This window comes from Streptomyces sp. NPDC001450 (assembly GCF_053597295.1).
On the sequence record NZ_JBSFHY010000061.1, the window covers coordinates 15,310 to 41,371 of the forward strand.

Here is a 26,062-nt window from a genome sequence, read left to right on the forward strand (position 1 = left end):
GCTCCTCAGAGGGCGAGTTCGGGGCGGTAGTGGTCCAGCCAGAGGGCGAGGTCGACGATGCGTTCGAGGCGCAGTCGGTGGCCCCACTCCAGCCGGTCGGGCGGTGTGTCCAGGCAGGGCTTGACGCGGGTCTCGTCGGTGAGGGCGCGGACCTGCTCGGCGGCGAGGGCGTCGCGGGCCATCCGCTGCAGGCCGCGGTTGTAGTCGGGGTGGTGGGTGGCCGGGTAGTGGTTCTTGGGGCGGTGGAGCACCGAGTCCGGGGCGAGGCCGGCTCCCGCGGCGCGCAGCAGGCTCTTCTCCCTGCCGTCGTGGCTCTTCAGGGCCCAGGGGGTGGTGAAGGCGTACTCGACGAGCCGGTGGTCGCAGTACGGCACCCGCACCTCCAGGCCCTGGGCCATGCTCAACCGGTCCTTGCGGTGCAACAGTTGGCGCAGCCAGCGGGTCAGGGACAGGTGCTGCAGCTCGCGTTGCCGGTGCTCGACGGGGCTCTCGCCGTCCAGGTGGGGTACGTCGGCCAGGGCGGTGCGGTAGATGTCGTCGCGGAACTCGGTGATGCGCAGGTCGAGTTCGGGGTTGAGCGGCATCGCGGCCTCGTCGCCCGTCACCAGCAGCCAGGGGAAGGTGCCGGCGGCCAGCGCCTTGGGGCTGTGGAACCAGGGATAGCCGCCGAAGACCTCGTCGGCGGCCTCGCCGGACAGGGCTACGGTGGAGTGCTGCCGTATCTCGCCGAACAGCAGGTGGAGCGAGGTGTCCATGTCGCCGACGCCGATCGGCGAGTCCCGGGCGACGACGACCGCCGTCCGGTGCCCGGGGTCGAGGAGCGCGCGCGGGTCGAGAACGACCGTGCTGTGGTCGGTGCCGATGAAGGCACCCGCTTCGACGGCGTACGGAGCGTCGTGGCCGGTGCGCAGGACGTCGCCGGTGAACTCGACGGCCTGGTCGCTGTAGTCGACCGCGTAGGAGCGGATCCGGGCTTGCGGCCCCTGCCTCGACCGGAGTTCACCGGTGAGCAGGGCGGTCAGGACGGTGGAGTCGAGCCCTCCGGAGAGCAGGCTGCACAGCGGGACGTCGGCTTCCAACTGGCCCCGCGCGGCGGCGCCGACCAGCTCGCGGATCCGCTCGACGGTCGTGTCCCGGTCGTCGGTGTGGGGCGCGGCCTCCAGCTGCCAGTATCGGCGCTCGCGGATGCCGTCCCGGTCCAGGACGAGCAGCCCGCCGGGCTCGACCTCCCGTACCCCGGACCACACCGTGGGCCCGGTGTTGAACAGCAGGCTGTACGCCTCCCGCAGCCCGTCCGCGTCGACCCTGGGCCGTATCTCCGGGTGGGCGAAGAGCGCTTTCGGCTCGGAGGCGAAGGCCAGGCCGCCGTCGACAGCGGCCCAGTACAGGGGCTTGACGCCGAGCCGGTCCCGCACCAGCAGCAGCCGCTGCTCGCGCTCGTCCCACACGGCGAACGCGAACATCCCCTCCAGGTGCTCGGCCACCGCCTCGCCCCATTCGGCGTAGGCGCGCAGCACCACCTCGGTGTCGCTGCGGGTGCGCAAGACATGTCCTCGGCGGCGCAACTCGGTGCGCAGGCCGTGGTGGTTGTAGACCTCACCGCTGTAACTGAGCACGATCGCCGCCTCGTCGGGCCGGTCCGTCATGGGCTGTACGCCGCCCTCGAGGTCGATGACGGCCAGCCGCCGGTGGCCGATCGCGGCCCGTTCACCGAGCCAGACGCCACCGGCATCGGGGCCGCGCGGGGCGAGGGTGGCGGTCATGGCCTCGATGACCGGGGTCTGTGTGCGGGCGTCGCTGTGGAAGGACACCCAGCCGGTGATTCCGCACATGGGAACGGCTCCTGGGTCAGGGGGAGACGGGGTCGGTGGTCTTCACGGGGACGGTGGCGGGGCGCCGGCCGGGCGGGGCGAGCAGGGGAACGGCTCCTGGGTCAACGGGAGACGGGGTCAGTGGACCTCTCTGGGAGGACGGCCGGCCGCCGGCCGGGCACGGCGAGCAGCGGTACGGCGACACAGGCGGCGATGGCGGCCAGACACAGCCCGGCCCGGGCGCCGGCCAGGGTCCATGCGGCGGTGGCCAGCGCGGGGCCGAGGGTGAAGCCGAGGCCCCGGGCGAGCTGCACCGTGGACCCGACGGTGGCCGTCCGGTCCGGCGGGGCGGCGCCCAGGACCAGGGCCTGGGCCGGTCCGCCGTTCAGGCCCATGCCGAGACCGGCCAGCGCCAGCCGCCAGGCCACCTCCCCCGGCGACCAGCCGTCGCCCAGCTGCACGCACAGCAGCAGGCCGGACGCGGTGAGAACGGCTCCGGTCACGGCCACCGGCCGGGCACCGTACCGATCCGTCAGGCGCCCGCCGAGCGGTCCGGCCAGGCCCATGGCGAGCGGGAAGGCGAGGACCGTGAGGCCGGTGGTCGTGGCGCTGACGCCGTCGTCGCGCTGCAGGTGCAGGGCGACGACATAGTGCAGGGCGGCGAAGCCGGTCGCGAGGGACAGCACCGCGCCATGCGGCCGCAGCAGCGCCGAGGCCCGTAGCAGGCCGGCCACCGGACGTCCGCCGGGCCCGCGCAGCCACCACCACACCAGTGGTACGGCCGCGAGCGCGAGCACCAGCCACGCCGGATTGTCCGCAGCCAGGGTCAGCGCCAGCAGGAGCACGGCCACACCGCCCACGGCCAGGAGGGCGTCCGCCGACTCGCGTCGGCCGGGCAGGCGCAGCCGCCCGTCGCGCGGTATCGCGCGCCACGCCACCACCAGCGCGAGCGCACAGAACGGGAGCTTCACCAGGAACACGGAGTGCCAGCCGAAGTGGTCCAGCAGCAGACCGCCCACGGCCGGTCCGGTGACCGCGCCCAGCGGTCCCAGGGTCGCGGGTACGCTCATCGCCCGCCCGCGGGCCTCGGGCCGTACGGAGCGGATCACGAGGACCGGCATCAGGACGAACAGGACGGCGGCGAAGGCGCCCTGGGCGAGGCGGGCGGCGATCAGCCAGACCGCCCAGGGCGCGAGGGCCGCGAGCGCGCTGCACAGGCCGAAGCCCGCGGTGGCGGTCAGCACGGCCGGGCGCAGGGCCGCCCCGTCCAGCCATCGTCCGACGGGCAACAGCAGTGCCACCACGGGGAGTTGGTAACCCAGTACGGCCCACTGGGCGGTCGCCTGAGACACCCGCAGACCGTCGGCGATGTCCGCGAGGGCCACGTTGACGATGTTCATGTCGAGCATCGCCACGAACGACAGCAGGCCCGCCAGTCCCACCAGCGGCCGGCGGTCCGCACCGCCGGGTATGTCACCGGGTTGTTCCGAGCCGGGTCCCTGGTGTGTCACCCTCGCGTCCCTCACCTTCGCACGCGGACCGCCGGTCGGCAGCCTCGTCCCACAAGTCGGGGGAAACGGCCCGCGAGTTCCCGGCGCGGTGGTCGAAGGCGATCAGCGGGTCGCCGGTGAGGGGGTGGTCGACGACGGCTGCCCGTACGCCGAACACCTCGGCCATCAGCACCGGGGTGAGGACGTCGCGCGGTGGCCCCGAGGCGACCACGGCTCCGGCGTGCAGCACGTGCAGCCGGTCGCACACGGAGGCGGCTGCGTTGAGGTCGTGCAGCGACACCAGGGTCGTACGGCAGCGGGCGCGCAGCAGGGCGAGCAGTTCGACCTGGTGCCGGATGTCGAGATGGTTGGTCGGCTCGTCCAGGACCAGCACGTCCGGGGCCTGCGCGAACGCGCGTGCCAGCAGCACCCGTTGGCGCTCGCCGCCGGACAGGGCCGTGAACCGGCGGCCGGCGTGCTCCGCCATGCCGACATCGGCCAGCGCCCGTAGAACGATGTCCCGGTCGGCGGCGTCCTCGCCGGTGAAGGCACGCTTGTAGGGCGTACGGCCCATCGTGACGACCTCGCGCACGCTCAGCTCGAAGTCGCTGCCGCGCTCCTGCGGGAGGGCCGCGATGTGCCGGGCCGACTGGACGGGGGTCAGGTCGCGCAGGTCGGTGCCGGCCAGCAGCACGCGCCCGGCGGTGGGTCTCAGGTGCCGGTAGACGGTGCGCAGGAGCGTCGACTTGCCGCTGCCGTTCGGGCCGACCAGGCCGGTGATCTCGCCCTGGCCGGCGATGAGCCGGGCACCCGCCACGACCGTGCGTCCGGCGTAGGCGACGTGCAGGTCCTCGATGTCGATCCTCAACTGCCGCTCCCCAGCCGCCGGTCCAGTAGATACAAGAGGGCCGGAGCCCCGAGCAGCGACGTCACCACGCCGACCGGGAGCTCCTGTGTGTCCATGGCCGTACGGCAGACGACGTCGACCACGACCAGCAGCAGGGCGCCGCACAGCGCGGAGACGGGCAGCAGGCGCCGGTGGTCGCCGCCGACGAGCAGGCGGCACACGTGCGGCACCATCAGCGCGACGAAGGCGATCGCACCGGAGGCCGCGACCAGGACACCGGTCAGCACACTGGTCACCGTGAACAGCTCGCGGCGCAGGCGACCGACGTCGACGCCGAGTCCGGCGGCCGTCTCGTCGCCCATCAGCAGGGCGTTCAGCCCCCGGGCGCGGGCCTGCAGCCACAGCAGGGCGATCGGCACGGTCACCGCGGGCACGGCGAGCAGCTGCCAACTCGCGCCGCTGAGACTGCCCATGAGCCAGAACAGCACGCTGTGCGTCTGCTGCTCGTCCCCGGCCCGCAGCACCAGGTAGCTGGTGAAGCCGGACAGGAACTGACCGATCCCCACCCCGGCCAGCACCAGTCTGAGCGGTGCGAAGCCGCCGCCGCGCCGGGCCACCGCCCAGACGAGGGCGAACGTGGCCAGGGCTCCGGCGAAGGCGGCGCCGGACAGACCGAGGCCCGGCACCCCGCCCGCGCCGAGTCCGAGCACGAGCGCGGCGACCGCGCCGAGCGAGGCGCCGTTGGAGACACCCAGCAGGTAGGGGTCGGCCAGCGGGTTGCGCACCAGGGCCTGCACCGCCGTGCCGACGAGCCCGAGACCGGAGCCGACGAGTGCCGCCAACAGGGCACGGGGGACGCGCAGTTGCCACACGATGAGGTCGTCGGTGCCCGGCCGCGGCGGCTCGCCGGACAGCCGGCGCCACACCACGCTCCACACCTCGCCCGGCGCGATGGAGGTCGAGCCCCAGGCGACGGCCGCGGTCAGCGCGGCCAGCAGCGCCCCGCCCAGGACCAGTGCGAGCGGCACCGCGGGAAGAATCCGCGTCTCCGTCCTCGTACGACGGGACGCGGTCGGCGTGGACAGCACCGTCAGCGGACCTTCCCGGGGTGGAGGGCCCTGGCGATCGCCTCGACCGTGTCGGCGTTCTCGACCCCGGCGATGGTGGTCTGCTCCGAGCCGACGCGCACGAAGCGACCCTCCTTCACCGCCTTCAGCCCCTTGGTGGCCGGGTTGGACTTCAGCCAGCTCTGCGCCTCGTCGAACGCCTTCTCGTCGGCCGCGTCGCCGCCCCGGTCGCGCACCCCGAGCTGGATCCAGTCCGGGTTCCTGGAGACCACGTCCTCCCAGCCGACCTGCCTGAAGTCTCCGTCGCAGTCGGCGAAGACGTTGCGGGCACCGGCCAGGGTGATCACGGCGTTGGCGATCTGGCGGTTGCAGGTGACGGTGGGCTGCTTGGTGCCCGCGTCGTAGTCGAAGAAGAAGTACGTGGGCCGCGCGCTCTGCGCCGTACCGCGGACCGCCTTGCGGACGGCGTCCACCTTCTGCCGCATCCCGGCGACGAGTTCTTCGGCCCTGGCACTCGTGCCGGTGACCGCGCCGAGGGAGGTGATGTCGGCCTCGACCGCCGACAGGTCGGTGACCGGGTCCTTGCTCCGGGCCGCGCAGGCCGTGGACTTCAGGTGGATGTGCTTGATCCCGGCTGCCTCGAACTCCTCCTCGGTCGGGGCGTCGCCCATGCCCCCGCCGCCCACGCTCCCCATGGAGGCGAATGTGTCGAGGTACAGATCGGCGCCGGAGCCGAGGAGCTTCTCCCTGGGGATGACACTCTCGCTGAGCACCTCGACCTTCCGCGCCTTCGCGTCGAGGTCACGGGGCAGGGTGCCCTTGCCGGGCGGAAAGCCGGTGCCGATCACCCTGTCCCCCGCACCGAGGCGGAGCAGCAGCTCCAGACCGGAGGCGTTGCTGGTGACGATCCGCTTCGGTGCGGCGGAGAACGTCGTCCTGGCGCCCGTGCAGTCGGTGACCGACACCGGATAGCCGCCGAAGGCAGCCTTCCCCGCGCTCTCGTCCGCCGTGCCCTTCCCGCCGCCGCAGCCCGCTGTCAGCAGGCCGCCGAGCACGAGGGCCGCGGTACCGCCCCACACACGCACACGCATCGAATGTCTCCAGGTCCACTTGGTACTCGGGCGAACGTCCGCCGCCCGGTCCAGTAGTCGGGGCGAACGTGCCTGGAGTTCCCGCCCGGTCGACGCCAGCGGAGCAGAGGGTGCCCGCAGGCGCCGGCACCCTCACGGCACTCTCAGGCCGCTACGACCGCGGGCGCGTCCGCCTCGTCCAGCAGATCCATCAGCGTGGCGCGGGCCCGTGCCACGCGAGAGCGAACCGTGCCGACCGGACAGCCGCTCGCCTCGGCCGCCTCCGCATACGGCAGCCCGGCCAGCTGGGTGAGGACGAACGCCTCGCGGCGCTCGTCCGGCAGGGCGGACAGCAGGTCCAGCAGTGCGATGCCCTCGTCGAAGCCGGGCAGGTCGCGCGGCTGGGCCAGTTCCACGGCCAGCTGCCAGTCCGGGACGTCGGACAGCCGGGGCCGGGCGGCCGCGTACCGGTAGCTGTCGATGACGGCCCGGCGGGCGATGGACAGCAGCCAGGCGCGTGCCGAGGAACGGCCCTCGAAGCGGTGCAGGCTGCCGAGCGCCCGCAGGAACGTGTCCTGCGCCAGGTCGTCCACGGCCTGGGGGTCGGCGCACAGATGGGCGACGTAGCGCTGGACGTCGCGGTGCAACGCGCGCACGAAACGCTCCACGGCACGGGGGTCGCCGCCCCGGGCCGCGAGCGCCCACGCGGTGATCGACTCGTCGGTCGAGACCGGTTTGTCGCCGGCGGCGCTGTCTTCGCGCGAGGTGGGCAGGGCAGGAGTGATCACCTGGTGTCCTTCTCGGGTCATCCGGGATCCGGGCCGCGGGCACGATCGGGCGCCGGCGGTCCGGTGAAAGGGGAACCGGCCCTACGGCGCTCACGCGGGGTACGGCGTGTGCGCGGGCGTACGGCCGAGGCCCGAGGCGCGCGGGGCGGCCTCGGGAAACCGGCTGTCGTCAGGCGACAGCGACCCCGGCGGGCGGACCCCGTGAGATGATCGAGTGGACGAGAAGAAGCAGCCGCGGCGCACGCCGCGAGCGCCGCCGGCGGACGCGCAGCCGCGGCCGGACCGGTGTGTCGGGCAGGGCGAGCAGCAGCCGCAGCGGTGCCGCGAGCCGGGCGGCCACGGCCCGCAGGATGCGGAACGCGGCGCGCTCGCCGTACGCCAGCCACACACCGCACAGCAGGGCGGCGAACAGGTGGGCGGCGAGCATCCCGAACGACGACGAGCCGCCGTCCATGGAGTGCCCCATGTGCCCCATGTGATCCATGCCGCTCACGGCCATGTGGCTCATGGGGCTCATGTCCATGGAGTCCATCGGCATCGACCCCATGTCCATGGAGGCCGTGTCGGCGGAGGCCGACTGGGCGAACGAGAACGCCTCGTGCAGCCCTGTCTGCGCGGCGACCACGACCGTCACGATCAGCGGGAGCCCACGCTCACGGCCCGCCAGCGACCAGCCGGCGGCGCCGGTCACGGCCAGGCCTGCGGCCAGCGCCCACCCGGGCACGTGCTGACCCGACATCATGACGTGGCCCAGGGCGGCGAGCAGCACACAGACGGCCGCGAACACCGCGGCCCGTACCGTGCGAGAACACCACCCTGCAGTCATGGCGTCTCATCCTCGCATCCGGCCGTCCGTCATCATCCGTCGGTACGGAATTTGCCCTGCTGTGTCACTCAACCGGCGCCATGTGATCCAGAACACGTCAAGTGGCGGGAACGGACGAGGCGTTCGATCCGACGTCTGCGGTGAGGCCGGTACCGCCGTCAGCCGGGGCGGATCACCACCGCGAGCGTCTCGATCGCCCCGCTGTGCTCGAAGTGCAGCGTGAACGGCACGAGGTCGCCGGTCCGCCACCCGGCCCCGGCCCGCAGGTTCACGTCCAGGCCGTGCGGCGACATGGCAAGGGTGCGGCCCGCGGGGACGACCGCCGAGTCCGTTTCGGCCTTGGCGGCGGCTGCCGCGCCGGTGCTGCGGTGGCGGCTGAGTGTGATCCCACCGCCGGTGCGGGAGGACGTGACCTTCACCAGCCGGTCGTTCGCGCCGCCGGCGTTGGAGAGGTCGAAGAAGGCGGCCGTCTCCTTCGTGTCGCCGTACGGCAGGAGGACCCGCGCCTTCGAGACGGTGACGCGGGCCGGGCTGCCCGCCTTCCCGGCGCCGGCCCACGTGGTCAGGCCGCCGAGGGCCAGGCTGCACGCCGTGACGGGTGCGAGGGCCGCGAGGAGGGCGTCGGTGAGCCGGCGCCGGGTGGGACGCCACGGGCTCTGCTCGGTCATCGGGTTCGCCTCCCGGCGGGGCTCGGCTGCCAGGTGCGCAGCCGAAGGCTGTTGCCGACCACCACCAGCGAACTGGCCGACATCGCCGCCGCGGCGACCATCGGGGTGAGCAGGCCCACCAGGGCGAGCGGCACGGTCACGAGGTTGTATCCGAAAGCCCAGACGAGATTGGCGCGGATCGTGCCCAGGGTGCGCCGGGCCAGGCGGACCGCGTGCGAGAGGGCCTCGATGTCCCCGCGCACCAGGGTCACGTCGGCGGCGCCGATGGCGGCATCCGTGCCGCCGCCCATGGCGATGCCCAGGTCGGCGGCGGCCAGCGCGGCCGCGTCGTTCACGCCGTCCCCGATGACCGCGACCTGGTGGCCCCGCTGCTGGAGGTCTCGTACGAGGGACGCCTTGTCCTCGGGTGTGCAGCGGGCGTGCACCTCTTCGATGCCCACTTCAGCGGCGACCGCGTGCGCGGGTGCCTCGCGGTCGCCGGTGGCGAGCACCGGCCGTACGCCGAGACGCCGCAGCCGGTCCACGGCCCGGTAGGCCCCGGGCCGTACGACGTCGCCGACCTCGATCAGCGCCTCGGCGATCCCGTCCACGCGGACCAGGACCGGCGTGTGTGCGGCGGCCTCCGCCACCGGCAGCGCCTCGGCCAGCGCCGTGGGCAAGTCGTCGTCGGGGGCCAGGACTTCGACCAGTCGGCCCTCGACCCGGCCGCGCACGCCCCGGCCGGCCTCCGCCCGGAAGTCGGTCACGTCCGGAAGTGCCCCGCGTGCGTAATCGGTGACGGCCCGGCCGAGGGGATGTTCCGAGCCCCGTTCGACCGCAGCGGCCAGCCGCAGCGCCGCGTCCGTCCCCAGCCCGCCGGGTACGGCGGTGACCCGGGCGACGCTCATCCGGCCGGAGGTGAGGGTGCCGGTCTTGTCCAGGACGACCGTGTCGAGGTGCCGCAGCCCCTCCAGGGCCTGCGGGGCGCCGACGAGGACACCCAGTTGGGCTCCGCGACCGGTGGCCGCCATCAGCGCGGTCGGGGTCGCCAGGCCCAGCGCACACGGGCACGCCACCACCAGGACGGCCACCGCGGCCGTGACAGCGGCCTGCGGATCGGCACCCGCGCCGAGCCAGAACCCGAGCGCAGTGACGGCCAGCGCGAGCACGACCGGTACGAAGACACCGGCGACCGAGTCGGCGAGCCGCTGCGCCCGCGCCTTGCCGGCCTGCGCCTCCGTCACCACCTCTGTGATCCGGGCGAGTTGGGTGTCGGCCGCGACCGCCGTGGCCCGTACGAGCAGCAATCCGCCGGCGTTGAGGGCCCCGCCGGTCACGGCGGAGCCCGGCCCGGCCTCGACCGGCTCACTCTCCCCGGTGACCAGGGACAGATCCATCGCGGAACGGCCCTCCACCACCTCGCCGTCGGTGGCGACCCGCTCCCCGGGCCGCACGACGAAGACCTGCCCGACGGTCAATTCCTCAACAGGAAGCAGCTGTTCGGATCCGTCCTCGCGCACCGCCACTTCCCTGGCGGCGAGTTCGGCGAGCGACCGCAGTGCGGAACCGGTCCCACGCCGGGCCCGTGCCTCCAGGAACCGGCCCGCCAGCACGAACAGCGGTACGCCGACGGCCGCTTCGAGGTAGAGATGCGCGGCACCGCTCGACGCGGAGGGCAGCAGGCTGAAGGGCATCCGCATGCCGGGATCCCCGGCGCCGCCGAGGAACAGCGCGTACGACGACCAGGAGAACGAGGCGAGCACACCCAGCGAGACGAGGGTGTCCATGCTGGCCGCCGAGTGCCGCAGCCCGCGCACCGCCCGCTCGTGGAAGGGCCAGGCCCCCCACACGGCCACCGGGGCGGCCAGCACGAAGCACAGCCACTGCCAGTTGCGGAACTGCAGGCCGGGCACCATCGACAGCACGAGCACGGGCAGCGCGAGCAGCGCGGTGACCAGGAGCCGGTCACGCTCCTGCCGTGTCTCCTCCCCGGGGCCCGTCCTGCCCCCGCGCTCGCGCAGCCGCTTCTCGGTTCGCTGCGGGATCTCGGCCGTGTACCCGGCCTGCTCGACGGTCGCGACGAGTGCGTCGGGGCTGATCCCCGCCGGGTGGCTGACGCGGGCCCGCCCGGTGGTCAGGTTGACGACCGCCGTGACCCCGTCGAGTCGGCCGAGCTTCTTCTCGACGCGCTTCACACAGGCCGCGCAGGTCATCCCGCCCACGGCCAGGTCGGTTGTCGTGCGGTCGGTGGTCGCCAGGGCCGCGGCCGCGGGTTCCGTGGCCATCAGTTGCCTCCCCCGTGCATCTGCCCCATGTCGCCGCCGTCGTCCATGCCCCCGCCTTCGCCGTCATCGCCGCCACGGCTGGTGCCGGTGCCGTGCATGCCGGGGGCGACGGGGCCGGCCGCGGCGCCGACGGCGTACGACAGCGTGAACAGCAGGGCGAGCAGCAGAAGGAACCCGCAGAGGGCGGGCGGGGGCACCGCTGTGCGCGGCACAGCGCCCGCGCCGGAGGGGGACTGACGGGACTCGTCCATCAAGCGCGTCTCCAGATCACGTCGTACGGCATCACCTGTCGGAGCCGTAGCGCTTCAGAAGTCGGGCCGTCGAGGGGCCGAGTTCCAAAGTCCCGGTATGGCACGCGTCACGGGGCGGCAACCGCGCGCCGCCGGGCCGCCTGCTCTGCGGGCAGGCAGGGCTGCGCAGTCCTACAGACCGGCCATGCTGCTCTCGGCGTCCCGGTCGCCGGTCGCCTCGCTCTCCAGCGCCCGGTCGAGGTCCGGTCCGGGCACGGTGGCCAGTCGCGGCAGCAGACAGGTCCAGAACTCCACCATGCGGTCCTTCGACAGCCAGTCCCGGTCCGCGCTGCCGAGGACCTCGAAGCCGACCGTCGCGGCCACCACGGCCCCGGCCACGCACTCGGGCGAGAGGTCGTCCGTCAGTTCTCCCGCCGCCTGCGCCTGGTCGACCACGTCGCGCACCCAGCCGTGCCACGAGTCCACCACCGCGGTCCCGCCGTCCCGTGCGGGGTCGCCGCTGAGCGCGAATCCGGCCCGCGTGACCGGGTCGGCCGCTAACGCGACCACCAGTTGGCGGATCGCTGCCACCAGCACCGCGAGCGCGCTGCCGCCCATGGACCGGCAGTGCGCGGTCATCTCCTCCACCGTGCGCGCCGCCGCGCACTCGATCTCGCTCGCGAGCGCGTCCTTGCTCGGGAAGTGGAAGTGCAGCGCGCCGGCGCTCACCCCGGCCCGCTTGCTGATCGCAGGAAGGGACGCGCGGGCGTATCCGTCATGGGCGAAGGCTTCCGCCGCCGCGCGGATGAGGGCCTGCCGTGTGCGAACCGCCCGTACCTGCTTGACCATGACGCCCTCCTCTATAACCGCATGTTCAGTATGTTTACGTAGGTGCGGTGCGGCAAGACCTGACGGGATGCCAGGGCGAAACACCGACGGCCATGCAAATTCCTTCGTCAGAGTGATCTGACACCTCATCAGCAATGAAGTAAACCGCGTGCTCGGTTTGGCTTACGGCAACGAGGAGGCCGGATGACGGACGTGGCCTCGCTCCCGTGGCGCACAAGGAAGTCCGCCGCCCGCGACGGGCGGCGGACTTCCGGCGGGCGCATCCGCCCGCGCGCTCAGGACGCCGACGGACGCAGCAGCACGGGCAGCGATCGGTATCCGTTGAGCATGAAGGTCGGCAGCGGAGCCAACTCCTCGGGTGCGCAGGCCAGCTGGACGTCGGGGAAGAGGTCGAAGAGCTTGGCGAGCGCGGAGGCGGCCTCGATCTCCCCGAGTGGTGCGCCGAGGCAGCGGTGCGTTCCGTGGCCGAAGCCGAGGATGTCCCGGTCACCGCCGCGCAGCAGGTCGAAGCGGTCCGCGTCCGCGCCGTGCCGGTCGGTCTCGTGGCCGCCCGCCGCGAAGTTGACGAGGATGCAGTCGCCCTTGCGGATCCGCACCCCGTCGAGGTCGATGTCCTCGACCGCGAACCGCATCGGCGCGTACGCCCCGGGCGTGTGCACCCGCATGGTCTCGGCGACCACGTCCGCCCAGGTCGCCCGGCCCGCGCGCAGATGCGCCAGCTGCTCGGGGTGGGTCAGCAGCGCACCGGCCGCGTTGGTGATGAGGGTGGCGGTGGTGTCCTGTCCCGCGGCGATGAACATGAAGAGGGAGCCGAGCAGTTCGTCCTCGGTGAGGCGGTCGCCCTGGTCCCGGGCCGCGATCAGCGAGCTGGTGAGGTCGTCGCCCGGCCGCTCCCGCTTCGCCTTGACCAGTGCGGCGAGCCGCCCGAAGGCCTCCAGCCGGGCGGCCTCCATCTCCGCGCCGGTGACGGTGGAGCTGAACACCGTGCTCAGCGCCGCGGACAGCGCGTTCGTCTCGGCGCCCTGCGGCACGCCGAACAGCTCGCAGATGACCCGCAGCGGCAGCACCTCGGCGTACGAGGTGCGCAGGTCGACAGGGGTGCCGGGCGGCAGGGCGGCCAGTGTGCCGAGCAGTTCGGCCGACAGCTCCTGCACCCGGGGACGCAGCGCCTCGGAGCGTCGCGCGGTGAACGCGCCGGCGACGAGCCGGCGCAGCCTGGTGTGGTGCTCCCCGTAGGCGAACAACATGTTCTCGTTCGCCACCCACGGGTAGAGGGGCCACTCCTGCGTTATCTTCCCCTCGACGAACGGCGGCCAGTGCAGGCGGGCGCTGCGCGAGACGCGCGGGTCGGTCAGCAGCTGCTCCACGTACCTCTGCTGTACGACGGCCCAGGCGAGCACGCCTCCGGGCAGTTCCACCCGGACCGCGGGGCCTTGGGCGCGCAGCATCGCGGCCTCCCCCAGGTGGTCCTGTCCGGTGAGGTCGAGGGCGTAAGGGCAGGCGGTCTCTTCCATCGGTGTGCTCCCTGGGTCGGTCCTGCATCACGTTGTGGCGTTGCGACGTGCCCATGGCAGCGATGTCCGCTCCCCCGGCTCCCGGCGGTGCCGGTTTCGGTGGTCCGCGGAGAGACCCCGTTCAGCCGGCGGCCGGCGCCTCCTGCAGTTCCCGGCGCAGTTCCATGGCCTCTTCGTAGACGCGCCGGCCCCGGTCGAGCGACATGTCCAGGCGCACCAGTACCGCGGGGACCGCGATGCTGGTCATCAGGTGCCGGTAGAGGTCGACCACGCGTTCCATCAGGTCGGCATGGTCGTTCATGATCTTGGACAGCACCTGCGCCCCGGTGAACGCGGCCACGAACGCCTTCGCCGCGGCGTCCACGTCGACCTGGGGCAGCACCTCCCCGTTCGCCTTCGCCCGTTCGAGCAGCGCGGCGTTGTAGTCGACCCAGGAGGCCATCGGCACCCGCCGGTCCAGCCCGTCGTGCGGTGACCCCTGGTCCACGGTGAGGCGGATGCTGCCGCGCACCATGGGGTCGCCCGAGCCGAGCAGATGAGCGAGGAGAAAGCCGGCGTCCAGTCCCTCCTGGAGCACCAGTTCCCGCGGCGGGGAGTCCGGCACCGACTTCAGCTGGTCGGTCAGCACCGCCTGGGCGAGCTGCTCCTTGGAGGAGAAGTGGAAGTAGAGGGCGCCCTTGGTGACGTTCGCCCGCTGGAGGATCTCCGAGATGGTCGCCGCCTCGTAGCCGACGTCGGCGAACACGTCGGCGGCTGCCACCAGGATGTTGCGCCTCGTCCTGATCGCTCGTTCCTGCAGGGCCACGGCACATCCTCCGCACTGGCTTCACGGACCGGTCGGCCACAAAAAGAAACCGACAGGTACGTATCCTGCCACCCCGGAAGATGGCCTTTCAACCATGCGGATGCCCCCTCCTCACCAGGTACGCGGGAACCTCTCGAGCCGTCGCTGACCGCCACAATAAAACCTGTCGCCCGGTATCTCAACGTTCCCGCAGCATCTGCCCGCACAGGGAAGTCCGCCGGACCGGACCGGAGTTGAGCATCGCGCTTATTTCCGAGCCCGGAGAGTGCCCCCAAGGCACCTGAGTTCGGCCACCGTTGGCAGAAATTTGGCTTGATAAGCAAACCGGGAGGTCCGTATCTTCTGACTCTGCGCATCCCCACCCTTCCGGTTCCGCGACGATGGGAGAGGGCCATGACCCTTCTGACACCCCAGGTACATCTCCCCTCCTTGCCGGAGATCGAGCACTACGACACGGATCAGGCGCTCGGTCCGGACACGTTCCGAGCCGACGGTCTGCCCGCCGGGCCCGGCGGAGCGCTCTGCGGCACCGTGCCCGGCGAGTTGACCCGGCTCCTCTTCGGCGACGACCGGGAGCACATCCACGGGATGTGGCGCGACCTCATCTCGAAGGACACCTTCCGTCACCGTCCCGGGCTGGACCCCGCCGAGCGCGCCGCCCTCTCCTACGAGTGGCTACGGCTGGTGAACGACACGGCCGGAGGGGCCGAGCGGCTGGCGGACGACCCGCAGCTGCTGGCGGGCCTGCACGAGTGGGCGGCGATCGTGGACGGCGGCGGGGGCCTGTGCACGGTGGCGAGCATCCACTACAACCTCTTCCTCGGCAGCCTGCTCGATCATGAGGGTGCCGAGCTCCGGGATCTGTCCGACTTCGCGACCCTGCGGCGCACCGGCACGTTCCTGTGCACCGAGCTGGACCACGGCAACGACGCCTCGGCGCTGGAGACCACCGCCGCACTGGACCCGGCCACCGGGGGGTTCGTGCTGAACACGCCGAACGCCGGTGCCCAGAAGTTCATGCCCAACACCAGCACGACCGGCGGCCCCAAGAGTGCCGTGGTGGCCGCCCGCCTCATCGTCGAGGGACGGGACGAGGGCGTGTTCCTGTTCCTGACCCCGCTGAGCGACGAGCGGGGCCTGCTGCCTGGGGTACGGGTCCGCCGGCTTCCCCTGCGTACCGGCGCCCCGGTGGACCACTGTCTGACCGCGTTCGACCGGGTGCTGCTGCCGCGTGACGCCCTGCTGGAGTCCGAGCACGGCCGCCTGGACGGCGACGGACGTTTCCACAGCAGCCTCGGCAACCGGCGCAAGCGGTTCCTGCAGTCCATCGGCCGGGTCACGATGGGCAAGCTGTGCATGAGCGGCGCCGCCGTCGGCGCCACCCGGGCCGCACTCGCCATAGCCGTCCGCTACGGCGACCACCGGCAGGTCAGCGGGCCCCGCGCGGGCGTGCGCATCCCGGTCAACGCCCACCGCTCGCACCACGGGCGGCTGTTGAAGGGCCTGGCCTCGGCCTACGCCATGACCTTCCTGCACCGCTCGGTGCTCGCCCGCTGGGCCGCCGTGCACGCCGGCCGCGACGCCGCGCGAGCGGCGGACACGGAGCGGCTGATCGCCATCGCCAAGAGCTGGATCACCTGGCAGGCACGGGACATCACCATCGAGTGCCGGGAACGCTGCGGTGCGCAGGGCCTGTTCGCCGCCAACGGCCTGTCCGAGTTCCCCCAGTACGTCGAGGGCACGATCACCGCCGAGGGCGACAACCTGGTGATCTGGGTGAAGGCCGCCGCCGAGATGCTCTTCGAGCACCAGCCGCCCCGGGAGGCCCCCGAACACCCCGGTGGCGTGGCGCGGTTGACGGATCCCCGGCATCTGCGCGGGCTGCTGGCCCGGGCCGAGGCCGGCTGGCAGGACCGGGCCCGGGCCGCGCTGCGCCGGGGGCCCTCCGGGGATCCGGTCGAGCGCTGGAACGGCGCTTCCTCCGCCGCCCTGGAGATGGTCTCGGTGCACGCCCGACTGCAGGCGGCCGACGCCTTCCTGGACGCGGTCGCCCGGGCGGCGGATCCCGAGGCCCGCGAACTGCTGGAGCGACTTTGCGTGTTGTTCCTGCTGGAGCAGCTCGGCGAGCACACCGGGGATCTGCTGGCCGACGGCCATCTGTCCGCCGAGCAGGTACGCGCCCTGCCCCAGCTGCTGGACGACGTGCTGCGCGACCTCGCGCCGCACATGACGGACCTGGTCGAGGGCTTCGACCTGCCCGCCGCGTACCTGGAGGGAATCCCGCTGGCCAACTCGGGCCACATCTCCCTCGCGGACTACACGACGGCGGCCGGGTAACCGGTCGACCGCGCGCCCCGCGCGACGCGGCAACACCGCTCAGCAGCGACCGGGGCGATGCGGGCCCCGGAATCCGCGGGGCGTCCGAGCCTGGATCAGGACTGCGCGAGGCCGTCGATCCAGGCTTGGAGGCGTTCGCCCTGGGCGGCCATCAGGCCGGGGTCGCGCAGGGTGTTGGTGAGGACCGACATGCCCTGGTAGGCGGCGACCAGCTCGACGGCGAGAGCGCGGGCGTCGGGTCGGCCCAGTTCGGTGAACTGGCCCTCGACCCAGTCGAGCAGGGCCCGCATGACCTTGGCTGCTGCCAGGTCCAGGCCGTCGTCGCGCTTGTCGAGTTCGGTGGCCAGGGTGCCGAAGGGGCAGCCGAAGCGGGCCGCGGTCTCGCGTTCCTCGACCCACCCGGCGATCAGGTTCTTCAGACGGGCGGCCGGACCTGGAAGCTCCTCGAGTCGGGCCGTGAGCCGGGTGAGCTGCTCGCAGTGGGCCTCCACCGCGGCCTCGACCAGCTGGTCCTTGGTCTTGAAGTAGTAGTAGACGTTGCCGAGGGGCACGTCCGCGGCGCGTGAGATGTCCGCGAGAGTGGTCTTCTCCACGCCCTGCTGGTGGAAGACCCGGACGGCCGCTTCGACCAGGCGTTCGCGCTTGCCGCCCCGGGGGGAGGTGGCGGCTCCGGCCGTCGTACCGGATTTTGAGTCAGTCACCTGACTAACGATAGACAACGCCGGACGGACCGACTAGCGTGGCGTGTTAGTTAGTCAACTAACTCAATCGAGGAGCTGTCATGATCGTCGTATCGGGTGGTACGGGGAACGTCGGACGGGCCCTGGTCGCGAAGCTGGCCGAGGAAGGGGCGGCCGTGACCGCGGTGGCCCGGCGCATCACCCCCGAGGACGTCCCGTCGGGGGTCCGGGCCGTGGCCGCCGATCTCGGGCAGCCGGCCGCTCTCTCCCCCGCGCTGGAGGGGGCCACGGCACTGTTCCTGCTCGTGGCCGGGGACGATCCGGAAGGCATCCTGAAGCAGGCAGCCGCGGCCGGGGTCACCAAGGTGGTCCTGCTGTCCTCGCAGGGCGTGGGCACCCGGCCGCACAACTACGCGCACGCCGCCGGCTTCGAGGCGGCCCTCGCCGGATCCGGACTCGCCTTCACCGTGCTGCGCTCGGGCGGGCTGGCCTCCAACGCGTTCGCCTGGGCCGAGCCCGTCCGGCACCACCGCACAGCGGCGGCACCCTTCGCCGACGTGGCACTGCCGTTCGTCGACCCGGACGACGTCGCCGCAGTCGCCGCCGCGGTCCTGCGCGAGGACGGGCACGACGGCGTCACCTACACCCTGACCGGCCCCGCGGCCACCACACCCCGCCAGCGGGCCGCCGCCCTCGCCCAGGCCCTCGCCGAGCCGGTCACCTTCGTGGAGCAGAGCCGCGAGGAAGCCCGCGCGCAGATGGCGCAGTTCATGCCGAGCGCCGTGGTGGAGGGAACCCTGTCCGTCCTCGGCGAGCCGACCCCTGAGGAGCAGAAGGTCAGCGGGGACGTCGAGCGGATCCTGGGGCGCCCTGCGGCACCCTTCGCGACGTGGGCGGCACGCAACGCCGCGGCGTTCCGCTGAGACTCACTCAGAAGAGGCCGGCCGGCGCGGCGATGGGCTCACGGGATCTCCTGCTCGGCCCAGATGATCTTCCCCTCGGCCGTGTACCGGGCCCCCCAGCGCAGGGCGAGCTGGGCCACCAGGAACAGTCCGCGGCCGCCCTCGTCCGTGCTGCGGGCGTGCCGCAACCGGGGGGCGGTGCTGCTGCCGTCGGCGACCTCGCAGGTCAGGCGGGCGTCGCGGAGCAGCCGCAGGCGGATGGGCGAGTCGGCGTAGCGGATCGCGTTCGTGACGAGTTCGCTGACGATGAGTTCCGTCGTCAGGGCCTGTTCCGCGAAGCCCCAGTCCATCACCTGGCGGGTCGCCGCGGCCCGGACGTGTCCGACGGCGGCCGGGTCGGGGGGCACGTCCCACGACGCCACCTGGTCCGCGGCGAGGGTGTGAGAGCGGGCGAGCAGGAGGGCGATGTCGTCGGGCTGCGGTGCGGACACCAGTTGCTGCACCGTGGAGGTGCACAGCGTGCCGAGGTCCGTCCCGGTCCGGCCCAGCACCTCGCCGAGCCGGGCCATACCCGACTCCACGTCCCCGTCACTTCCCTCGATGAGACCGTCGGTGTAGAGACCGAGGAGGCTGTTCTCGGCCAGCTCGATCTCGGCGGCCTCGAAGGCCATGCCGCCCAGCCCGAGCGGTGGCCCGGCCGGGATGTCGGGGAAGTAGGCGCGTCCGTCCGGAGTGACGACGACGGGCGGCGGGTGCCCGGCCCGGGCCATCGAGCACCGCCTGGAGACCGGGTCGTAGACGGCGTAGAGGCAGGTCGCGCCGATGAACGTCGCCGTGCTCCGGTCGGCCGGTGCGCGATCGGTCTCCTCGTCGCTCAGCCGCAGCACCAGATCGTCGAGGTGGGCGAGCAGTTCGTCGGGACGCATCTCCATGTCGGCGAGGGTCTGCACCGCCGTACGCAGCCGCCCCATGCTCGCCGCCGCGGTGATGCCGTGGCCCACCACGTCACCGACGACGAGGCCGACGCGCGCGCCGGACAGGGGGATCACGTCGAACCAGTCACCGCCGACGCCGCCCGTGGGGTCCGCCGGAAGGTAGGAGGAGGCGACCTCCACCGCCGTTCCGCCGGTCAGGGCGTGGGGCAGCAGGCTGCGTTGCAGGGTGACCGCCGCGGTGTGCTCCCGGGTGTAGCGGCGGGCGTTGTCGACGCACACCGCCGCCCGTGCCACCAGCTCCTGGGCCAGCAGCACGTCGTCGTGCCCGAACGGGACCGTGTTGAGCGAGCGGACGAACGTGGTCAGGCCCAGCGCCGTGTTCCGCGCCCGCATCGGAACGGAGATGAGGGAGTGCAGGCCGAGCTCCCGGATGCGGGCCACTCGCTCGGGCTGTTCGGCGACCCACAGGGCGTCGGCCGGGTCGAGGACCGGGATGAGGACCGGCTCACCGCTGATCAGGAGGCTGACGTCGTTGCGCGGAGGCAGGAAGTCCACCTCCTCACCGATCCCCACCACGGCCTCGGGGCAGCCCTCCCGCACCGACTGCAGTCCCGCGCGGCGCATCACCGGCCGTACGGGCGCCGGTCCGGCGTCGGTCAGCCAGGCTCCGTGGCCCTCGGTGCTGAGCACGGGCTCCAGCAGGTCGACGGCGACGAAGTCGGCGAACCGGGGCACCGCGAAGTCGGCCAGTTCCTGGGCCGTCCGCAGCACGTCGAGGGTCGTGCCGATGCTGGTGCCGGCCTCGTTGACCAGGGACAGGAGCCGGCGTGCGTGCCAGCGCTCGGTGACGTCCAGGACCATGTAGCAGACCCCGGTGACGGTGGCCCGGGCGTCCACCAGGGGGAAGAAAGAGGTGGAGTAGGCGTGCTCGCGGTGCGGATCGGCCCAGCTCCAGCCGCAGTACTCGTAGTCGGTCACCGGCTCCCCCGTCGCCAGCACCTTGCGCATCAGGCCTTCCAGGCTGTCCGCCTGCAGCCCGGGCAGCAACTCGCTCAGCCGGCGCCCCAGCCGCTGTTCCCGGGGCACACCGCCGAACCGTTCCAGCGTGTCGTTCAGCCAGACGTAGCGCAGCTCCAGGTCCATCACGGCCATGCCGACCGGGGAGCGGGTCAGGAATCCGTCCAGGACGGACTGGCCGACCGTCCACTGCGGCCGCTGCTCCCGTGCCGAGAGCAGAAAGCACTCCTGCCCGCCCATGCGGAAGGCCGCCGAGACCCGGAGATCGAGCTCGACGCGGTGGCCGTCCCGGTGCCGTACGGGGACGAGGCCGTTCCATCCCATTCCGGCGCGGCACCGCTCCGCGATGCCGACGGCACGGGCCGGGTCCTCGGGCACCGCCAGCAGGCGTGCGGCGGGGCGGCCGACGACGCTGGGCGCGCGGTGGCCGAGCAGCGCTTCCGCGCCCCTGGTCCAGCCGACCACGACGCCGTCCGCCGAGATCACCGCCGCAGCGTCGGTGGAGGCGTCCAGGAGATCACGCGGATCCACGGATGCGGACGCGTCGAAACCATTTCGCGGTGGTTCCATCTGCTCCATCCTCTTTCCTCACCATGGTCCTTCTTGTTCGCTCGATGCGCACGGGCCGGCGCTGCGGTTGGGGCGGGCGGAACCCTGGAGGCAGCATGGAGGTGACGGTCATCAGCGCTCGGGCGTGCGGCCGTATCGGCACGGACGGGTGACCGGCCGCTGGAGGTGGTTCTGGCATGGCAGTGGAATCCTTGCGCGCCGGCGGCGACGAGCAGAGCCCCGAGCCGCCCCGGCCGACCGGCTTGCTGGACATGCTGAGCGTGGCCGCGGTGGCGCTGGACACCCGAGGGCGCATCGTCTTCTGGACCCCGCAGGCCGAGGACCTGTTCGGCTACACGGCGGAGGACGTCCTCGGGAAGTACGCGGCGCGGCTGCTGATCCGTCCCGAGCATCTGCAGGCCGTGGTGAGCCTGTTCACGGAGGTGCTGGAGACCGGCCGGGGGTGGGCCGGCGCTTTCCCCGTGCGGCACAAGGACGGCAGCAGCCGTCTGACGGAGTTCCGCACGATGCGGCTGCTGGACGACCTCGGCGACGTGTACGCCCTGGGCATCGCGGCCGACCACACTCTGCTGCAGCGCGTCGAGACCGACCTGGCGCTGTGCGAGCGGCTGATCAACCAGTCCCCGATCGGGCTGGCCCTCATGGACCCCGACCTGAAGTACCTGCTGGTCAACCCGGCGCTGGAGCGGATCGACGGGATCCCGGCCGAGGACCACATCGGCCGCCATCTCCGGGAGACCCTGCCCTTCCCGGACGTCGACACCGTCGAGTCCGCGCTGCGTCAGGTGCTCACCACCGGCATGCCGCTCCTCGACCAGTACCACGTGGGCCGTCCCCCGGCCGATCCCGAGCACGAGCACGCCTGGTCCATGTCCTTCTACCGCCTCGAGGACCCGAGCGGGCGGGTGCTGGGCGCGGCCGCGTCGGTCGTCGACGTCACCGAGCGGCACCACGCGGCCGCCGAGGCCGACCGGGCCCGGCGCCGCCTGGCGCTGATCGCCGACGCCTCCGCCCGTGTGGGCACCACGCTGGAGGTGGAGCAGACCGCCCTCGAGCTGGCCGACATCTGCACACCCGTGCTCGCGGACGTGGTCGCCGTGGACGTCCTCGACTCCGCGCTGGCCCTCCGCCGCGCCCGCCGCCCGGACAACGGCCCGGAGCTGTTCCGCGCCCTCGCCCTCAAGGCAGCCCACCCCACCGTGGCGCTGCGCGCCGCCGACGCGCCCGGCAACGTCGCCTCGTACGACGGCGACCGCCTGGTCACCCTGTGCGTCCACACCGGCCGGCCGGTCCTGGTGCGCCACGTCGGGGCGCGGGATCTGCGGCAGATCGCCCGGGACCCCGAGGGCGGGGCGCTCCTGGCCCGGGCCGGCGTGCACTCGTATCTCGCCGTGCCGCTGATCGCGCACGGCGAGGTGCTCGGCGCCCTCGACCTCAAGCGCACCCGCAACCCGCTGCCCTTCGACGAGGACGACGTCATCCTGGCCGGCGAGCTGGCCAGCCGTGCCGCCGTCGCCATCGACAACGCCCGCTGGTTCCAGAGCGTGCGCAACACCGCGCTCACCCTCCAGCGCAGCCTGCTGCCCGACCACTCGCCGCACCACACGGGCCTGGAACTCGCCTCCCGCTACCAGCCCGCGCAGGCCACGAGCGAGGTCGGCGGCGACTGGTACGACGTCATCCCGCTGTCCGACGACAAGACCGCCCTGGTGGTGGGCGACGTCATGGGCAACGGCATCGACGCGGCCGCCACCATGGGCCGGCTGCGCACCGCCACCTGTGCGTACGCGGACCTGGACCTCGCTCCTGGCGCGGTGCTCCAGCACCTGGACAAGATCACGTGCGATCTGGAGCACTACATCGTCACCTGCCTGTACATCGTCTACGACCCCCGCACCAGGCAGTGCACGATCGCCAACGCGGGCCACATGCCGCCCGCCCTGGCGCGGCCCGGTCAGGCGCCCGTGTACCTCGACCTGCCCGCTGCGGCTCCGCTCGGTGTCGGCGGCATCCCGTTCGAGACCACGACGACCGAACTGGTCCCCGGCGACCTGCTGGTGCTGTACACCGACGGCCTCGTGGAGACCCGGCAGCACCCCATCGACGACCGCCTCTCCGTCCTCCTCGGCTTCCTCGACGAGCCCGGCCGGCCGCTCGAGGAGACCTGCGACCTCCTGCTGTACGGCCTGCGCCATCCCGACGACCACGACGACGTGGCCCTGCTCGTCGCACGCGCCCTCTAGGCCCTGTCGTCAAATTCCCGCCTGCCCCGCGGCGGACGTCGGGAATTTGACGACAGGGCCTAGAGGGCGCTGCCGCTCCATCCGCTTGGTGGGGTTCGGCCGTCGGTGGGACTCTGGGTGGAGAGGTGTCCGAGGAGCGGAACCCAGGAGGGCCGATGGGACGGGACGTCCCGGCGCTCGTCTTCACCCGCGAGGACCGCCGCCGGTACCGGATCAAGATGCAGGAGTGCCTCGACGCCTTCGCGCAGATGCTCCGCGACGCACGCTTCGAGTCCGAGCGACCACAGGTCGGACTGGAGATCGAGCTGAACCTGGTCGACGACCGGGCCGAGCCCGCGATGCGCAACACCGATGTGCTGGAGGCGATAGCGGACCCCGCCTGGTCGACGGAACTGGGCCGGTTCAACCTCGAGATCAATGTCCCGCCCCGCGGGCTGACGACGGGCGGACCCGACGCCTGGGAGTCGGAGATCCGCGCCGCGCTGAACCACGCCGACGAGCGGGCCGGCTCGGTGGGCGCCCGGCTGGTCATGGTCGGCATCCTGCCCACCCTGCGCCAGGAGGACATCGGCGAGGAGTCCCTGTCGGAGAACCCGCGCTACCGGCTGATCAACGATCAGATCTTCGCGGCCCGGGGCGAGGACCTGCGCATCGAGGTGGACGGCGTCGACCGGCTGCGGACCTACGCGGACACCATCACTCCGGAGGCCGCGTGCACCAGCACCCAGTTCCATCTGCAGGTGTCCCCGGAGACGTTCGCCGACTACTGGAACGCGGCGCAGGCCATCGCCGGGGTCCAGGTCGCGCTGTCGGCCAACTCGCCGTTCCTGTTCGGCAGGGAGCTGTGGCACGAGACCCGTATCCCGCTGTTCGAGCAGGCGACCGACACCCGCCCGGAGGAGATCAAGATCCAGGGGGTACGGCCGCGGGTGTGGTTCGGGGAGCGGTGGATCAACAGCGTCTTCGACCTCTTCGAGGAGAACCTGCGCTACTTCCCGGCCCTGTTGCCCCTGTGCGACGAGCAGGACCCCAGGGAGACGCTGGACCGCGGGGACATACCCGAACTCTCCGAACTCACCCTGCACAACGGCACGATCTACCGCTGGAACCGGCCCGTCTACGCCGTCGCCCACGACAAGCCGCACGTCCGGGTGGAGAACCGGGTGCTGCCCGCCGGACCGACCGTCGCCGACACGCTCGCCAACGGCGCCTTCTACTACGGGCTCACCCGCGCCCTGGTGGAGGAGGACCGCCCGGTGTGGTCGCGGATGTCCTTCTCCGCGGCCGAGGAGAACCTCCACACGGCGGCCCGGCACGGCATCGAGGCGCTGCTGTACTGGCCCGGCACGGGCGAACTGCCGGTGCCCGAACTGGTCCTGCGGCGGCTGCTGCCGCTGGCGCACCGCGGGCTGGAGCTGTCCGGCATGGACGCGGCCTGGCGGGAGCCGCTGCTCGGCATCATCGAGCAGCGCTGTGTCACGGCCCGCAACGGGGCCGTGTGGCAGAAGGAGATGCTCCACCGCATCGACGCCACCACGCACGCGGGCCGCCATGAGGCCCTGCGGCGGATGACCGAGCTGTACATCGACTTCATGCACCTCAACGCCCCGGTCCACACCTGGCCGGTCGACTGACGGGGCCCGCGAAATCGGGGATGCCCGCGTTGACGATCACCGCATAGGCTCGTCCAGCGTTTGTCGGGGGAACGACTGAGGTGGGGGAACATGGTTGACGTCGACGATCCCGCGTCCGAGAAGGACCGCAGACCCTGGGTCCAGGCGCTCGTGGCGGTGCTGGTCTTGGGGGTGCCGGGAGTCCTGCTCGCGCAGACGGCACTGCAGGGCTCCTCGGACCCGGGACCGGCCACGTGCTCGTACGACGACGAACCGGTGTCCAAGCGCGTGTCCGCGAAACAGCTGTGCAAGGCGCTGAACCGATCGGACCTGCCCACGCTCCTCGGCACACCGCAGGAACAGGCCGAGACCGCCGACGGGTCTGAGAGTTCGTTCAAGGACGCCGACGGCAAGGAGACCCCCTCACCCAATGCGGAGGTCTCGCTCAAGACGTACTCCGTGAAGCTGTGGGCGTCGGACGACGATATGCGGGTCGGCGAGTTCTCCGGACTCCTCGGCAGGTCCGCGGAGTCGAAGACGGTCCTCGGTCACCCAGCCGTCCTGTACTCGGGCCAGACCATCGGCCTCAAGATCAACCTCGCCGGCGGCAAGATCGGCACCGGCCCGGGTGGCATCGCCCGTCATCTGCTGGTGGCCCGTGACGCCAAGGACGGGGGCGGCTCGTTCGAGGTCGCCATCTGGCGCCAGGACGACGTACCGCCGGACGACACGGCACTGCTCCGCGTCGCCGAGCGGGTGCTGCCGACGGTCCCCGGTTGGACATAGCGTGCTGCCATGCGCGTCGACTACTCACCCCGGTCCCTGGACCCGAGAGCGTTCTACCAACTGCTCACCGCGGTGGTCGTGCCCCGGCCGATCGCGTGGGTCTCGACCCTGACCGCGGACGGCAGGACGGCGAACCTGGCCCCGCACTCGTTCTTCACCGTGGCCTGCACGGCTCCGCCCATCGTCCAGTTCACCTCCGTCGGCCGGAAGGACTCGCTGCGCAACGTCGAGGAGACCGGGGAGTTCGTCGTCAACTTCGCTCCCGAGCCGCTCTTCGCGCAGATCAACGCGACCGCGACCGACTTTCCCCGGCACGAGGGCGAGTTCGACGCGGTGGGCATCCGGCCCGAGCCGTCGCTGCGGGTGAGGCCGCCACGGGTGGCCGCCTCTCCGGTCGCGCTCGAGTGCACGCTGCACTCGACGCTGCGGCTCGGCAACTCGACGGTGGTGTTCGGCCAGGTCGTGCACGCGGCCGTCAGCGAGGACGTCCTGGTGGACGGCCGGCCGGACATCGGACTGCTGTGCCCCCTGGCCCGGTTGGGCGGGAACGAGTGGAGCACGGTCGGAGAGGTACGGGAAGCGGCGCGCATACCGTACCGGGAGTGGACGGCCGACTGAGGTCGGGCACGTCCGCCCGCGCCCGGTCGGACAGGCCCTAGGGGGTGTCGTTCGGATCATCCCGGTGCCGCGGGGCCTGGCACGCACATCTGCGGCGTTGTCGTCACTCGCCGACGCTCCGCGTCGCCTCCC

At 72.4% G+C, this 26,062-nt stretch carries 21 protein-coding genes; 6 read left to right on the plus strand and 15 right to left on the minus strand.

Annotated features, from left to right (window positions below; all coding sequences use genetic code 11):
• Positions 1-5: 5 nt before the first annotated feature.
• The 13 genes from asnB to ACWC5O_RS41465 form a co-directional block, all read right to left on the minus strand.
• Positions 6-1,832, minus strand: coding sequence for an asparagine synthase (glutamine-hydrolyzing) (asnB, locus tag ACWC5O_RS41405; RefSeq protein ID WP_450591711.1), 1,827 nt, complete (start codon positions 1,830-1,832; stop codon positions 6-8).
• A 101-nt stretch (positions 1,833-1,933) separates the two neighbouring features.
• The gene (locus ACWC5O_RS41410) at positions 1,934-3,322 is read right to left on the minus strand and encodes an MFS transporter (RefSeq protein WP_450591713.1); all 1,389 of its coding nucleotides are present in this window, start codon (positions 3,320-3,322) and stop codon (positions 1,934-1,936) included.
• Positions 3,285-4,169, minus strand: a complete 885-nt coding sequence (locus ACWC5O_RS41415) for an ABC transporter ATP-binding protein (RefSeq protein WP_450591715.1) — start codon at positions 4,167-4,169, stop codon at positions 3,285-3,287. Before ACWC5O_RS41415 ends, ACWC5O_RS41410 begins: the two co-directional genes overlap by 38 nt.
• The gene (locus ACWC5O_RS41420; protein WP_450591717.1) at positions 4,166-5,236 is read right to left on the minus strand and encodes a FecCD family ABC transporter permease; all 1,071 of its coding nucleotides are present in this window, start codon (positions 5,234-5,236) and stop codon (positions 4,166-4,168) included. The genes ACWC5O_RS41415 and ACWC5O_RS41420 overlap by 4 nt, the downstream gene beginning before the upstream one ends.
• A 2-nt stretch (positions 5,237-5,238) precedes the next feature.
• Positions 5,239-6,306, minus strand: coding sequence for an ABC transporter substrate-binding protein (locus ACWC5O_RS41425; RefSeq protein WP_450591718.1), 1,068 nt, complete (start codon positions 6,304-6,306; stop codon positions 5,239-5,241).
• Positions 6,307-6,449: 143 nt separating this feature from the next.
• Positions 6,450-7,073, minus strand: coding sequence for a sigma-70 family RNA polymerase sigma factor (locus tag ACWC5O_RS41430; protein WP_450591719.1), 624 nt, complete (start codon positions 7,071-7,073; stop codon positions 6,450-6,452).
• Between the two features lie 169 nt (positions 7,074-7,242).
• A complete protein-coding gene (locus ACWC5O_RS41435) occupies positions 7,243-7,899 on the minus strand; it encodes a hypothetical protein (RefSeq protein WP_450591720.1) in 657 nt (218 codons plus the stop codon).
• A gap of 158 nt (positions 7,900-8,057) precedes the next feature.
• Positions 8,058-8,567 carry a copper chaperone PCu(A)C gene (locus ACWC5O_RS41440; protein WP_450591721.1) on the minus strand — a complete coding sequence of 170 codons (510 nt, stop codon included), beginning with the start codon at positions 8,565-8,567 and terminating at the stop codon, positions 8,058-8,060.
• Positions 8,564-10,831 carry a heavy metal translocating P-type ATPase gene (locus ACWC5O_RS41445; RefSeq protein WP_450591723.1) on the minus strand — a complete coding sequence of 756 codons (2,268 nt, stop codon included), beginning with the start codon at positions 10,829-10,831 and terminating at the stop codon, positions 8,564-8,566. The genes ACWC5O_RS41440 and ACWC5O_RS41445 overlap by 4 nt, the downstream gene beginning before the upstream one ends.
• Positions 10,831-11,082 carry a hypothetical protein gene (locus ACWC5O_RS41450; protein WP_450591725.1) on the minus strand — a complete coding sequence of 84 codons (252 nt, stop codon included), beginning with the start codon at positions 11,080-11,082 and terminating at the stop codon, positions 10,831-10,833. Before ACWC5O_RS41450 ends, ACWC5O_RS41445 begins: the two co-directional genes overlap by 1 nt.
• 171 nt (positions 11,083-11,253) lie before the next feature.
• Complete coding sequence (locus ACWC5O_RS41455) at positions 11,254-11,910, minus strand: ScbR family autoregulator-binding transcription factor (RefSeq protein ID WP_450591726.1); 657 nt, start codon at positions 11,908-11,910, stop codon at positions 11,254-11,256.
• Between the two features lie 275 nt (positions 11,911-12,185).
• Positions 12,186-13,424: a cytochrome P450 family protein gene (locus tag ACWC5O_RS41460; RefSeq protein ID WP_450591727.1), complete on the minus strand. Its 1,239-nt coding sequence runs from the start codon at positions 13,422-13,424 to the stop codon at positions 12,186-12,188.
• 121 nt (positions 13,425-13,545) lie between these two features.
• Positions 13,546-14,229 (minus strand): ScbR family autoregulator-binding transcription factor, encoded by a 684-nt coding sequence (locus tag ACWC5O_RS41465; protein ID WP_450591728.1) that lies wholly within the window; start codon positions 14,227-14,229, stop codon positions 13,546-13,548.
• A 393-nt stretch (positions 14,230-14,622) separates the two neighbouring features.
• Between ACWC5O_RS41465 and ACWC5O_RS41470 the strand changes: the two genes are divergently transcribed.
• Positions 14,623-16,566: an acyl-CoA dehydrogenase family protein gene (locus ACWC5O_RS41470; RefSeq protein ID WP_450591729.1), complete on the plus strand. Its 1,944-nt coding sequence runs from the start codon at positions 14,623-14,625 to the stop codon at positions 16,564-16,566.
• A 95-nt stretch (positions 16,567-16,661) separates the two neighbouring features.
• Here ACWC5O_RS41470 and ACWC5O_RS41475 read toward each other — a convergent pair whose 3' ends face one another.
• Positions 16,662-17,267: a TetR/AcrR family transcriptional regulator gene (locus ACWC5O_RS41475; RefSeq protein WP_450591730.1), complete on the minus strand. Its 606-nt coding sequence runs from the start codon at positions 17,265-17,267 to the stop codon at positions 16,662-16,664.
• Positions 17,268-17,347: 80 nt separating this feature from the next.
• Between ACWC5O_RS41475 and ACWC5O_RS41480 the strand changes: the two genes are divergently transcribed.
• Entirely contained in the window at positions 17,348-18,169 is an 822-nt protein-coding gene (locus tag ACWC5O_RS41480) for an SDR family oxidoreductase (protein WP_450591732.1), read from the plus strand.
• A 38-nt stretch (positions 18,170-18,207) separates the two neighbouring features.
• On the opposite strand, the gene ACWC5O_RS41485 is transcribed toward ACWC5O_RS41480, so the two are convergent.
• A complete protein-coding gene (locus ACWC5O_RS41485) occupies positions 18,208-20,670 on the minus strand; it encodes a SpoIIE family protein phosphatase (protein WP_450591734.1) in 2,463 nt (820 codons plus the stop codon).
• A gap of 176 nt (positions 20,671-20,846) precedes the next feature.
• Here ACWC5O_RS41485 and ACWC5O_RS41490 point away from each other — a divergent pair, with 176 nt between their 5' ends.
• The 4 genes from ACWC5O_RS41490 (at position 20,847) to ACWC5O_RS41505 (ending at position 25,930) form a co-directional block, all read left to right on the plus strand.
• Positions 20,847-22,913: a SpoIIE family protein phosphatase gene (locus tag ACWC5O_RS41490; RefSeq protein WP_450591736.1), complete on the plus strand. Its 2,067-nt coding sequence runs from the start codon at positions 20,847-20,849 to the stop codon at positions 22,911-22,913.
• A 155-nt stretch (positions 22,914-23,068) separates the two neighbouring features.
• Positions 23,069-24,547, plus strand: coding sequence for a glutamate-cysteine ligase family protein (locus ACWC5O_RS41495; RefSeq protein ID WP_450591737.1), 1,479 nt, complete (start codon positions 23,069-23,071; stop codon positions 24,545-24,547).
• Positions 24,548-24,637: 90 nt separating this feature from the next.
• A complete protein-coding gene (locus tag ACWC5O_RS41500; protein ID WP_450591739.1) occupies positions 24,638-25,312 on the plus strand; it encodes a DUF6215 domain-containing protein in 675 nt (224 codons plus the stop codon).
• Between the two features lie 9 nt (positions 25,313-25,321).
• Entirely contained in the window at positions 25,322-25,930 is a 609-nt protein-coding gene (locus tag ACWC5O_RS41505) for a flavin reductase family protein (protein WP_450591741.1), read from the plus strand.
• Positions 25,931-26,062 lie beyond the last annotated feature (132 nt).